This is a genomic window from Methanomassiliicoccales archaeon, assembly GCA_014361295.1.
Lineage (GTDB): Archaea > Thermoplasmatota > Thermoplasmata > Methanomassiliicoccales > JACIVX01 > JACIVX01.
The window spans coordinates 1006949-1020250 of the sequence record JACIVX010000001.1 but is presented as its reverse complement, the minus strand read 5'-3'; the positions used below and the strand labels follow the sequence as shown (position 1 = coordinate 1020250).

Annotated in this window: 11 protein-coding genes; 8 read left to right on the top strand and 3 right to left on the bottom strand. The window is 47.0% G+C overall.

The window, feature by feature from the left end; all coding sequences use genetic code 11:
- Positions 1-39 precede the first annotated feature (39 nt).
- The 3 genes from H5T41_05110 to H5T41_05100 all read left to right on the top strand — a co-directional run bounded on the left by H5T41_05110 (position 40) and on the right by H5T41_05100 (position 3287).
- The gene (locus H5T41_05110; protein ID MBC7108150.1) at positions 40-828 is read left to right on the top strand and encodes a hypothetical protein; all 789 of its coding nucleotides are present in this window, start codon (positions 40-42) and stop codon (positions 826-828) included.
- 128 nt (positions 829-956) lie between these two features.
- Complete coding sequence (locus H5T41_05105; GenBank protein MBC7108149.1) at positions 957-2597, top strand: TCP-1/cpn60 chaperonin family protein; 1641 nt, start codon at positions 957-959, stop codon at positions 2595-2597.
- A 204-nt stretch (positions 2598-2801) separates the two neighbouring features.
- Positions 2802-3287: a DNA-binding protein gene (locus H5T41_05100; GenBank protein ID MBC7108148.1), complete on the top strand. Its 486-nt coding sequence runs from the start codon at positions 2802-2804 to the stop codon at positions 3285-3287.
- A gap of 309 nt (positions 3288-3596) precedes the next feature.
- Here H5T41_05100 and H5T41_05095 read toward each other — a convergent pair whose 3' ends face one another.
- From H5T41_05095 to H5T41_05085, 3 genes are all read right to left on the bottom strand, one after another.
- Complete coding sequence (locus H5T41_05095; GenBank protein ID MBC7108147.1) at positions 3597-3677, bottom strand: hypothetical protein; 81 nt, start codon at positions 3675-3677, stop codon at positions 3597-3599.
- A gap of 30 nt (positions 3678-3707) precedes the next feature.
- Positions 3708-3875, bottom strand: coding sequence for a hypothetical protein (locus tag H5T41_05090; protein ID MBC7108146.1), 168 nt, complete (start codon positions 3873-3875; stop codon positions 3708-3710).
- A 341-nt stretch (positions 3876-4216) separates the two neighbouring features.
- Positions 4217-5689, bottom strand: a complete 1473-nt coding sequence (locus H5T41_05085) for a phosphoenolpyruvate carboxylase (GenBank protein MBC7108145.1) — start codon at positions 5687-5689, stop codon at positions 4217-4219.
- Positions 5690-5940: 251 nt separating this feature from the next.
- Between H5T41_05085 and H5T41_05080 the strand changes: the two genes are divergently transcribed.
- From H5T41_05080 to H5T41_05060, 5 genes are all read left to right on the top strand, one after another.
- The gene (locus tag H5T41_05080; protein MBC7108144.1) at positions 5941-8319 is read left to right on the top strand and encodes an AAA family ATPase; all 2379 of its coding nucleotides are present in this window, start codon (positions 5941-5943) and stop codon (positions 8317-8319) included.
- Positions 8320-8532: 213 nt separating this feature from the next.
- Complete coding sequence (locus tag H5T41_05075) at positions 8533-9351, top strand: aspartate dehydrogenase (protein ID MBC7108143.1); 819 nt, start codon at positions 8533-8535, stop codon at positions 9349-9351.
- 97 nt (positions 9352-9448) lie between these two features.
- Positions 9449-10537 (top strand): aminopeptidase P family protein, encoded by a 1089-nt coding sequence (locus H5T41_05070; protein ID MBC7108142.1) that lies wholly within the window; start codon positions 9449-9451, stop codon positions 10535-10537.
- Positions 10538-11914, top strand: a complete 1377-nt coding sequence (locus H5T41_05065) for a TldD/PmbA family protein (GenBank protein ID MBC7108141.1) — start codon at positions 10538-10540, stop codon at positions 11912-11914. It begins immediately after the preceding gene.
- Complete coding sequence (locus tag H5T41_05060; GenBank protein MBC7108140.1) at positions 11915-13279, top strand: TldD/PmbA family protein; 1365 nt, start codon at positions 11915-11917, stop codon at positions 13277-13279.
- Positions 13280-13302: the final 23 nt, after the last annotated feature.

Below are 13302 nucleotides of genomic sequence, written 5' to 3'. Positions count from 1 at the left end.
AGAGTATGCTTAAATTATAATACAGGCGGAGATGAATGGATGACGCCCGCAGAGATCGAAAAGGATAAAGTGGAAATGAAGGAAAAGGAGATTACCCTTATCTCGTCTGTCCAGACGACATGGTCAAAAAGAAAGGTTCTTGATGTGCTTGAGAGCATCGATTGGAAATCGATTTTCCTGCCACTGCCTCGAGCATGGGAGGATGCGATTGCGGCACTGAGGGAAGGTTTTGAGTTCAAGGATGTCGTCGAAGAGATGGAGAGCTCAGGCATCATCCGCTTGCCAGAGGATAGACAGATCGTGGCTTCCTGGGAACCTTTAATCAAAGGTATATCTCACGCACCGCCTGAAAGAAAAGTCAGATGCTATAGAGATATCACCTCATTCGATAATGAAAGACAAATCGCAATGGAATACGTGATCTTGGCTCTCCGTGCAAGAACTGGAAGAATTGAAGTTCCGAAATGGAAGGAATTGTTGTGCGAGGAAATTGACCTGGCACGAAAAGAGTCAGAGTCAGATGCAAGGAGATTGAAATCTGAATTATCGGGTCATTCGGTCTGTATCGATTCTTCCGGAGACCTCGAAGACATGCTGAGGTCTGAGGGTGTACAAGTGAGGAGGGTTGTTGTTGATTCACCAGCACTTCCTCTCGATGTTCTCAGGTGGGAAATGAGGTATCATATGAAGCAAGGACGTGAGATGCCAGATGATGCGATTTCTATGAGGATAAAGGAGCATCTGGAATTCCTCGATCTATTGATCAAGAGTCGTACTTTTGATGACGCTTACGCAGAATGGAAAACGATTTATCGGCGGCAAAATTGATTCTCTTAATTAACGAGTACTGGGAGATGAGTGAACGATATTTTTATATAGAAGAACAAACACATAAGGGATAACAGCTTCCGAATATCTCTTGAAGACATTTCCCTGTGGAGGTGGGTTGAATGGGAATGGCTGGAACACCGATACTTATCCTGAAGGAAGGTACCAAGAGAGAAAGAGGTCGTGATGCTCAGTACAACAACATCATGGCTGCAAGGGCCGTTGCGGATGCCGTGAGAAGTTCCCTGGGCCCGAGAGGAATGGACAAGATGCTGGTTGACAGCATGGGGGACGTTGTCATTACAAACGATGGTGTTACCATTCTCAAGGAGATGGACGTCCAGCACCCAGCTGCCAAAATGCTCGTGGAAGTCTCGAAGGCTCAGGACGAGGAGTGTGGCGATGGTACGACAACCGCTGCAGTTCTTGCTGGTGAGCTTCTCAAGAAAGCTTTGGACCTGATCGATGCAGATGTCCATCCGACGATCATCGCGCAGGGTTACAGGATGGCCGCACAGAAGGCTACTGAAATTCTCGATTCGCTTGCCATCCCAGTGAGACCCGATGACAAGGAGACTTTGAAAAAGATCGCAATGACAGCGATGATCAGCAAAGCCGTTTCGGCTTCAAGAGAACACCTTGCGAATCTAGCAGTCGAAGCAGTCACAACGGTTGCAGAGCAGCGGGACGGCAAGTGGGTTGTTGATTTGAAGGACAATATCCAAATTGTCAAGAAGCAGGGCGGCTCGATGGAGGACACGGAGATTATCAAGGGAATCATCATCGACAAGGAGCCAGTACATCCTGCAATGCCAAGGAAGATCGAAAAGGCAAAGATCGCGCTCGTCAACGGCGCAATGGAGATCAAGAAGACCGAGGTCGAGGCGAAGATTCAGATCAGCGACCCTTCCCAGATGCAGGCGTTCCTCGCTGAAGAAGAAAACATGCTCAGAAAGATGGTCGAATACGTCAAGAAAGCGGGTGCGAACGTCCTGTTCTGCCAGAAGGGAATTGATGATTTAGCTCAGCACTTCCTTGCGAAGGAGAAAATCTTTGCAGTTCGAAGGGTGAAAGAATCGGACATGGAAAAGTTGGCGAAAGCCACTGGCGCGAACATCGTTAACAAGTTCAGTGAGCTTGAGTCCTCCGATCTCGGTACCGCCGATCTCGTTGAAGTCAGAAAGATCCAGGAGGACGAGATGACCTTCGTCACAGGCTGCAAGAACCCGAAAGCGGTCTCGATTCTTGTTCGCGGTGGTACTGAGCACGTCGTCGACGAGATGGAGCGGTCACTCGATGATGCGCTGAACGTCGTCGCGGTCGCGATTGAAGACGGCAAGATGATCACTGGTGGTGGATCCACAGCTGTCGAGCTTGCGATGAAGCTGAGGGAATACTCTGCCACCGTGAGTGGTCGAGAGCAAATTGCGATCGATGCGTTCGCAGCGGCGCTTGAGGTCATTCCGACTGCTCTCGCTGAAAACGCCGGGCTGGATCCCATCGATATACTGATTGAGCTGAGAAAGGCTCACAAGAGCGGCGAAAAGCACGCGGGTGTGAACGTCTTCACGGGCAAGATCACAGATATGCTCAAGGAGAACGTCATCGAACCGCTGCGCGTTGGTAGGCAGGCGATCAACTCTGCGACCGATGCTGCTGTGATGATCCTAAGGATCGATGACGTCATCGCGGCAAAGGGTGAAACCAAATCTGGTACAGCCGGTAAAGGAAAGGAGGGTGGCGGCGGCGAGGAGGACCTCGGCGACTGAGCGTTGAAATAACCCCTCCTCTTTTTTTTCGATTATTTAATATCGTTGGGTAAAGGACGACACTGATACGATTCTGTATTTTTGATTGATCGTCAATGTACTACGCTATTCCATTTTACGAGTATTCGCAGATGCTCATTCGGGAACATATAAGTTTGAATCCTCCATTTGGTCTATCATTGGATCGTGCAGAGGTTTGAATATATGAAGTATTGCGAAGCAAGGCAAGGACGTATCTTCATCATCAGGCTCGAAGACGGCGAAATCATTCACGAATCTTTGGAAAAATTCGCTTTCGAACACGGTATTTCTTCTGCAGTACTCATCATCGTCGGAGGAGCACAAAGGGGGAACGTTGTAGTGGGCCCTTCAGATCCTAAGGCCAGGTCAATCGTTCCGATGTTGTTGCCTTTTTCTGACGTGCATGAATTGCTCGGCGTTGGAACAATCTTTCTGAATGAAAACGGCTATCCAATCTCACACATTCATGGTGCTCTAGGAAGAAATGGCGATGTAATTGTTGGTTGCTTGAGAAAAGGTGTTGAGACATGGAAGGTGATCGAGGTCGTCCTGATCGAGTTGACAGAATCAGACGCGATTAGAAAAATGGATCGAAGTACGGGTTTTGAACTACTCGACCCTGGAAAATCACGCTCCTCTGAGGGTGCCAGCTCAAATTTGCCAAGCTGACGCCGTTTTCCAAACGAGACTGAAGATTATGTTAATTCGCTCGCCTCATGGGTAATCTTTCAATTTCCCGAGTTTCTAATACTGTAGGATTATGTGGACTGGAAAAGTCATCCAGAAGACGAGCAGCGAAGCGATGATCTCGTAAACGAATGCAGGTATTGTGCCCGAATAGGACGATACGGCGCCGAAAAAAGTAGATAATAATAGCAATCCATGGTATAGCACTAGTGAACGTCCCAAAGTAGAAAGATGTCTAGGCTGGATTCTGTGAATCGCAATTATGAAGTTCCATCAGGAGACCGAATAAATTCATTGTGCGTTGAGACCAAATAAAGAAATGATCGCCGCGATATCAGAAATTCCTAACAAAGGTGCAATAATGTTGACCATCAATGATGAACCGAGAGCGTATTCATACCATTACGCTGAGTTCATGTGACCTTTTAAATCTTCTACGTACCGATTGAACCTGAATTTAGAAAGTGTAAGATGAGCAATTGCTGAGATGAATAGAAAGATGGAAACTGTGGGCCTGGCCGGAAATGTTGATGAATGTATTGCTAACTGGGTAGATCGTTTGATACACAGGGTTACATCTCAAAAAATTTGATTTTATCGCCAACGAAAAATCATTGCTTATTGGAAGCATCAGAGCGGTCTGGAAAGATGTATGATTCCTATGACCTCATTGAAAACCCCCAATTTCCTTTATGGTATCTCCTCAATCTTGCGGGGTCATCACGATGACCTTGGCCATCGATATCGTGAAGAACGTGTGTGCAAATTTCCCTTATTATTTATAGCAGTCGATCAAAAATTGTCCGGGATTCAACCAGCGTGATCATCGATATTTTTCAAGCGGAGGTCTCTGGAATTGAGATTATTTTGATGGATTCTTATCGTCTCGTTTTTTTGGTTCGGAAGACCATTCAACCGAGAAATCCGCGAAGATGAGCAGCGCGTACTAGGATCTCGCTCATATCTTTTCCTGATCTATGTCTTAAAATATCAACCATTTCGCATGTGAGTTTTCGATGGGTTTCATCAATTTCGTAGTCAAGATCAAGTCTCGCGATAGCCTTCTTCAAATCCGCGTGTACGAGACCCAGCGAATCAGGATTGAGATAACGCAAAGCATCTTTCATGCTATCATCAAAATGAACGAAAACATCTCGGAGGAATTCCAAGTCTCTGTCGTCAAGAGCGTTGAGACCGAGCACTTCTGGAGGCAGTCCTATCGAATAAAGCGCTGAGGTAAATGTGATCGCTCTCGGAAGTTTCACCCCTTCGATGCTGCGAGAATAACCGAATAATCCAATGTGCAGTTTCCTTTTTCTTCTACTCGGCACGAATTTTGCCATTTCGTTGATCAACATCGCTAGCTGTGTGACCTGATTCCTATATTCTTTTGAGTATTTCTCGACGATTTCAAGGCATCTCTTTTCGTCAATTTCGTGAGCCTTGCTGGGTTTTCTCTCTTTGATTTTTTCAATCGCATTCCTAACCTTCTCAGGGGGATTGTCGTATTTGAATGATGACTGCACTGTGAATGTCTGCACGGATGGATATTCATCCATTACCCTCTCCACCGTTTCAGGTCTGAATCCTCCCCTGAAAGGAACGGAACCAATGCCGATGATTGGGTATAAGCGAACCGTGCTCTCTTCCTCAAGCCGTTGCAATCTGAAAAGCGCTATTTTGTTGATGAGCACCGCACTGATAAATCCATAGTTCATCGCTGGGTCTGACCTTGCAAGAAAAACCCTCTGGTGGAAAATTTCCTTATCTTCGAGGTATTCGCGTGTGATTTTGTGTGCATTTAGCATGTGATCAAGTTCTTCAAAGAGAGGAATAACGTTGATCCGTTCCGGTTCGAATCTTCCAATCCATTCGGCAATCGTGATATCGCCCTTTCTGAACGCCTTCACCTGTTTTCCAACAACAAAATCCCTATAGTAGCGATAAACTCTGTCCAAGCATTTTGCAGATGCCGTCATCGGCAAAATGACTTCAAAAATTGGCGGGATATCGTCACCATAAAAAAGTTTTGCCGTATCGAACGATCGGGGAATGCTTTCTAGCGTCTCCAGAAGTATCTTTGCTTCTTCTTTTTCCACAGTCGGATTCGGCACCCGCGGCGTGATGAAAACATCTCTTCCAATTCTGTGGTCCTTGAAATAAAGATCATATTTCGTCAACAATTTTTTCACGACAAAATTGTCGACTTCCTTTCCTTCACAATCCCACATCTGTTCGTCGCATCCGAGATGTGAGAAAACGTAGTAGGCTTCTTGGATCTCGTCCTCTCCTCCCAATTCGGCGCTTTCGGCGAAAAATGGGACGTTGACGTTGTCTGGATGTTGAGTGCTCATACATCTCGGAATCTTCGTACCTGTTTGCATTCCCTTTCCCCTACCATGGCGTATTAAATAAACCTTACCCTGGTTTTGCGGGATGGATTAACGGATTTGACGTCATTCATACGAAATGATCAATAACGGGGACAAATTTAATAGCATTTCGTATTAATTTTATATTAATCGTTAAACTAAGGCGCAATTTCAACTCTTTTCGTTATCAATCTGATGACAGTAATTCTTTAGTATATGGACCTCCAATGATTCATGAAGTTTATTGATGGACGCTTGATACAATGACGGGTGAATTATCTTTTGATCAATGTAGGAATATCTGTCCAGAAATAGTTTTTGAATGCGAATCTTCAGCCGATCTCACCCCTCTTGTTGGAATCATTGGTCAGGATCGAGCAGTAAAGGCGCTTCAATTCGGACTTAACATCGAGGACAGAGGGTTCAACATTTATGTTTCTGGAATCCCCGGAACGGGTAGGCGCACTGCAATCGTCGATTTCGTCAGGGAGCTCGCGAAATCGAGACCTGTTCCGAATGATTGGTGTTACGTCAACAATTTCAAAGATCCAACAAGGCCAAAAGCGATTGGACTCCCCCCTGGTAAAGGGAGCAGATTCAAAAAGGAAATGGAAAAATTCGTTGCTGGTATCACAGGCGCCCTCAAATCAGCGTTCGAGAGCGACGATTATATCAACAAGCGGACAGCCATGCTCAGATCGATCGAGGAAGAGAGAAGTGAGCTGAGCAAAACAGTCGACAAAATCGCGGAAGAGGGCGGATTCGCAATACAGCAGTCTCAGATTGGACTGATATTGATACCCGTGATCGACGGAAGGCCGATCACCGATGAAGAGTTTCTTCACTTACCTCCTGCGCTGCAACAGCGAATACAGAAGAAGAGGGAGGTAGTTCAAAACAGAATTTTCAGCGTCTTCAGGTCGCTTAGAGATCTGGAGAGACGAGCAGAGGAGATTGTTAGCGATTTGAACAAGCAAGTAGCGAATTTTGCTATGGAGCCTTTTCTTGCATCACTTCGCGAAGAATTTGGTGACTCGAAAGATGTGCTTGAATTCTTGAAGGAAGTGCAGGAAAACATCATCGAAAATCTCCCAATCATTCTACAGGGTCAACAGAAAGAAGCTCAGATTCCTTTTCTCACACCACCAGTCGATCCGATAAAGAATTACGCCGTCAATCTCGTTGTCGACAATTCAAATCTTCAGGGTGCACCCGTAGTGATCGAGCTTAATCCCTCATACAGCCGTTTGTTCGGCGTCACCGAAAAGGAAGCCAGATTTGGCGCGCTTGTTACTGATTTCACGATGATCCGCGGCGGTGCTGCGCACAGGGCGAATGGCGGATTTCTTGTACTGCCGGTTGAGGAACTTCTGAGGGACGCTCTTATCTGGGAGAGCCTTAAACAGGCCTTGGCTAATGAAGTTCTCGAAATTGAGGAGCCTGCTGTGAAATTCGGCTATGTGGTCACGAAAACCCTTAGGCCCGGGCCAATCCCCTTTAAGACGAAGGTCATTCTCATAGGCAATCCGATGTTTTACGATTTGCTCTATTCTTTGGACAAAGATTTCCGGGAACTTTTCAAGGTTAAGGCGGATTTCGATACGACAATGGAGAGAAATGACGAGAATATCAAGAAGTATGCGTCATTCATATGCACTCTCTGCGAAAAAGAACACCTCTTGCATCTCGATCCGAGTGGACTTGCGGCCGCCGTTGAATACGGATCGAGACTCGCAGACGATCAGAATAAATTATCGACGCGATTTTCTGAAATATCAGACGTGATTAGAGAGGCGAACTACTACGCACGCCAGGATGGCGCAAAACTGATCAGTAAGAAACATGTTGACAGAGCCCTCGAGGAAAGAGTTTACCGTTCAAATATGGTCCAGGAAAAGATACAGGAGGCCATTATGAAAGGTCTCCTCCTGATCGATACCGATGGCGAAAGGGTCGGCCAGGTGAATGGTCTCGCGGTAATGTCTGTTGGAGATTACACATTTGGAAAACCAAGCAAGATCACTGCGAGTATCGGTGTTGGTCGTGAAGGGATCATCGACATTGAAAGAGAATCGCAGATGGGCGGGCCAACGCACACGAAAGGCGTGATGATACTCGGCGGTTATCTCAATGACAGATACGCGCGTGAGAAACCTCTGAGTCTCACCGCAAAGATTGTTTTTGAACAGAGCTACAGTGGTGTCGATGGTGACAGCGCATCAAGCACGGAGCTTTACGCAATTCTTTCCGCTCTTTCGGAAAAGCCAATCAAACAGTACCTTGCTGTAACGGGTTCAGTCAACCAGAAAGGGGAGGTGCAGGCCATTGGCGGCGTCAATGAGAAAATTGAGGGATTTTTTGAAGTCTGTAAGTTCAAAGGTTTCACGGGGAAGCAGGGTGTTGTGATTCCCGAAAGCAACGTTCAGAATCTCATGCTAAAGGAAGAGGTTGTCGAAGCTGTGAAGGAAGGTAAGTTCCACATTTATCCTGTCAACACAATCGATGAGGGCATGGAAATCCTGACGGGTGTTAAGGCCGGTCAAAGAATGCCAGATGGAAGTTTCGAAAAAGGCTCGATCAACGATCTCGTGCAGAAGCGACTTTCGGAGATGGCCGACAGGATCAAAGAATACCGATTGTAGAGATGACGTGCTAACTTGTCTTAGTAGGTAGGAGTCATCCTTTTCGCTTTCGCAATAATCAGTCACTGATCGAATGACAGCGAGTCGCCAAAGTCATCATCGCAATAGAATCAAAATTCGGTAATTTTCTTCGAATATCCGAAAAATTCTGTTCTCGCCCGCTTACGTTCTGCAATAAGATTATATCGGAGCTGCGTATTGGTAAGGAATCGCATGCGGCTCCTCATCATCGGGTGTGGATCGATTGGAACTACGTTGGCGAAAGCCGTCGACGAGATGCCTGAGGTCGATGTAATCTACATCACGGACAAGAGTAAGGTCTGCGCCGCCCATTTAGTCGAAAAATTACATAAAGTCAAATATGTCGACAACAGCGACGAGAGTCTTTCTGGTATTGTCAATGATATCGATTTAGTTGTTGAAGCAGCTAGCCAGGAGGCAGCAAGACATTTCGTCCCCTTTTTTCTTGAGAAAGGTGTCGACGTGATGATGATGAGCGTTGGCGCTTTTGCAGACGATGATTTTAGAGAAAAATGCTTCAAACTTTCGAAGGAGAAGGGTTGCCGTCTTTTCGTTCCTTCAGGGGCGATAACGGGTACTGATGGTCTGCGGTCAGCTTCCGCTGGTCAAATCGACGAAGTAACTTTGATAACCACAAAGGGGGCCAAGAGTCTCCGCTCAATCGAATACTTCAAAAAGAAAGGAATCGACATCGACAAAATCAAGGAACCAACGGTCGTTTTTGAGGGTTCTGCGCGCGACGCCGCTCGAATTTTTCCGAGGAATATGAACGTCGCTGCGACGCTGAGCCTCTTGGGTATAGGATTTGACAGAACCAAGGTGAAAATCGTGTGCGATCCAAACGGAGAAAGGAATACGCACACTTTGATTGTGAAGGGACCATTTGGTGAAATCACCTCGACGACAAGCAACGTGCCCTTTCCGCGAAATCCGTCAACAAGTTATCTTGCCGCGCTCTCTGCGATCGCAGCTCTAAAACGAATCATCAATAACGTTTGGATCGGTGTATGAGACAACATTGTATTTTTTGCACTCCAGTCGGATCAAAAAGTCGATTCGTCGGAACAGTTATAAGCGATTGTGCGACTTCTCATCTCCAAGTGATTTCATGAATGGAAGAGTGAAGCGCGTTTTTGCGAATCTTGTTGAAGAAGTTGACGCGATTCTGCTCATTAATGACGCTGAACCAAATATTGATCAGTCATTTTTTTACGTGACAGGTCTTGAATCAGGACTCTTTGAAGGTTGTTTTGTAATATTATGGCCCGATGGCGGTTTGGATCTCTTTTCATCGAAGCTAGAAGAGACCAGTGCGAGATCAGGTTTCGATAGCGTTAAAGTATTCGATAAAGCGGCGGACAGGGAACGGATGCTGAGGGAGTCTCTCAAGGGCGTCAAGCGCCTGGGACTCAACGGTGCAGCGATCACATTGAGGAGCCTTCGCGAAATCAAGAAAGCTGTGCCAGAGATTGAAGAAGTTGATGTTTGGAAAGCGCTTGAGAGGGCACGGTTGGTGAAAGATGATGATGAGATTGCCCGAATCAGGGAAGCGTGCAAGATCGTTTCGGATGTTGCAGAAGAGATCCCAGATTTTTTGACGGCAGGAATGACTGAATACGAAGCTGCGGCTGAGATCGCATATCGGATGCAGAAAAAAGGGGCAACTTCTCCATCATTCGATCCAAATGCTTCCTTTGGAGCAAATTCGGCTGAGCCACATCATGTGCCAACGAACAAGAAGTTATCAAAAGGCGATTGTGCGCTGTTTGATTTTGGTGCAAAGTATCGGCGGTATTGCTCCGACATCACTCGCACTTTCTTTTTTGGCAAGCCACAGTCAGATCTTGAGGAAATGTATTCAATCGTGCTCGAGGCCCAAAAGGCTGCGATCAGGATGATGCGTGCTGGGGTGAAGGCAAAGGACATCGACGCCTGTGCTAGAAACATCATCGACGCGACTCGATTTAAAGGGCGATTCATTCATTCGATTGGCCATGCGATAGGTCTCTCCGTTCATGACGGAGGGAGAATCGCAGCCGAAGACGGTTTTGCTCTGGAAGAGAATATGATCCTTACGGTCGAGCCAGGTATATATGTTCCAGGCATTGGAGGAATCAGGATTGAAGACGATGTGCGCATTACGGCGAGTGGATGCGAATTGTTAACAACCGCTCCCAAGGAACTGATGGTGATCTGAATGGAGGACATTCTGAGCGAGACTGTTGATCGTATGCTGAAGGAAGGTGCGGAGTTTTGCGATGCGCGATTTCAGACTGTGCATTCGTGTCAGATCAGGATTGTTGACGGAGGAATCAGGGCGCTAAATGAGGAAAGGATTGGAGGATTGTGTTTCAGGGCGAGGATCGGAGGCTCATGGGGCTACGCCTCTACCGTCGCTCTCGACAGACCCTCTGCCATTACTTCATGTATCGATGCGGTGAGGAATGCAAAATTAGGTCGTTTAGCAGGTCCTAAGATCACGGAAATGCCATCTTTTGAAAGGAAGATCAGGGCGGATCTCAAGGTGCATCCTGTCGATGTGCCGATCGATGAAAAAATTAAAGTGGTGAGAGAGCTCGAATCTTCTCAACGGGTTGAAAAACGCGTTGTGAATACGAACGCAAATTATAAAGACGAAGTGAGAACGAATCTCTTGATGAATTCTTTTGGTGTTCAGGTCAAATGGGAAGAGGTCAGAGTCCGTCTCATCGCTTACTCTATCGCCTCAGAGGGCGGTCGCCAGGAGGTCTATTACGAGAGCGTCGATGGAACGGGAGGTTTTGAAATCGCGAGGGACAGCGATCTCGAAGCGATCGGAAGAAAGTGTGGTGAAGAAGCCGTTAGAATGCTCGGCGCGAAAAAGCCACCATCAGGGTATTTAATATGCATTTCTGATCCTCAGATAACTGGCCTTCTCGCACACGAAGTTATCGGTCACGCGGCGGAAGCCGATGAGATCGTCAAAAAGAGATCTTTCCTGACGAAGGCTGTTGGGGAAAGAGTCGCGAGTGAGGCTGTCACATTGGTAGATGATGGGACGATCAGGGGCGCCTATGGATCGATACCCGTGGACGATGAGGGCGTGCCGAGTTCCAGGACACTGATCATTGACAAGGGGATTTATCAAGGATACATGCACAATCTTGAAACCGCGGCTCAAATGGGTGTGAAACCGACGGGCAATGGGCGAGCTCAAGATTTCAGCAGGCGCATCTGGGTTCGAATGACGAATACTTATATTGAAAGCGGTGACTGGACCCTTGAGGAAATGATCGAGGACATTGATTATGGTGTGCTTGCGGAGAAAATGATCAGCGGCATGGAAGATCCCGTCGGAGGAGGTTTCGAGGCAAAAACACTCCGCGGGTATCTCATTGAGAAGGGCGAAATCCGCGACTTGCTGAGATCGTTTACCTTGACTGGAAACGCCTTACAGATACTCAAGACGACCGATGCTGTTGGCAAGAAGGTCCAGCTGGACGGCGGTACGTGCGGCAAAGGAACGGAGGATTTTGTGCCCGTATCGTCGGGTGGACCTTATTGTAGATCCAGACTTATCGTTGGGGGCGGTTGATTGAGTCTCGATAAGATCATTGGAACTGCGAGCAGAACAGCGAGGAGCGATATTGGGGTTGATCAGTTCGAGGTATTCGGAACAGAAACAAAAACGCTGAGTGTCTACGTTGACGACGGATCGATAAAGAGTGTGGAGGAGAAGTTCGATCGGGGCATTGCTGTCAGGATTGCAAAAGGAAAGAGGATAGGTCAGTCCTCGGCAACATGCGATGGAATCAAAGATGCGGAGAGGTGCGTCCGTCTCGCTAGTGACCTAGCGACGGTCTCTCCTGAAGATAGAAATTTCGAACAATTTTCTACTGGTGGGCAGATTACTTTTGCTCCGAAGGTTTTCGACGGACGAATTGAATCGGCAACGACTGGGGAACTGGCAGAGATCGCAAGTTCCATTGTGAATTACTGTACTGAGAAGGGAAAGGTCGACGTGCCACTTGGCCTACTAAGGGTCTCGACAATCGAACTGAGGATTGTAAACTCAAATGGTGTCGACGCTTCTCATAGGAGCACGATGCTTTATCTAAGATTTACCGCTAAGGCAAATGGCGATACGCCAGGAGAGGGCATCGAAGAATTTTATTCAACTCACCTGAGCGATGTCGATCCTTTCGCGATTGGAAAATCCCTCAAAGAAGGAGCGAAGGCATCTGCCCAGGCGGTGCCTTTTAAGGGCCGGCGCGTCGGTGAAACAGTGTTGACCCCCGCCAATTTCGCAGAAATGCTCCTGACATCCGTCGGTCATGCGATTGACGGTGAGAATGTTCACAGGAAAAGAAGCGCATGGGCAAACAAGATTGGCGAGACAGTGGCGTCATCATTGGTCACAATTGTTGATGATCCTGGTGACGAGAGAGGAATTCTTTCGGCATCATTTGATGATGAAGGCACACCAACAGCAAGAAAAACGATCGTTGAAAAAGGGATTCTCAGGCAATTCATTTACGATTGTTATACTGCAACACTCGAAGGTGTGAAATCTTCCGGTAATGGAATGAGAAGGAATTCTATAGATGCTCATGGCATTTACAGAACGCCTGTGTCGATCAGTCCTATCAACCTTGTTTTGATGCCAGGGAAGAAGAGTAGAGAATCTCTTATTTCTTCAATCGATGATGGCATATTAATCGAACGGGTCGCTGCACCGGAGGTTAATCCAATCAATGGGGCATTTGCAATGGAAGTGAGATGCGCATCGGTCATTAAGAAGGGGGAGATCATCCAGACGATCAATCACGCGCTTCTTGTCGGTAACATGTTTGAAGCGCTGATGAAAGTGAAGGATATCGCCAACGATGCAACCGTGGTCAGATCATGTATCGTACCAACAGTGAGTATTGAATCTCTGGAACTTATCGGCGGGAATTAGATGCCCGATAGATCGTTTCATAT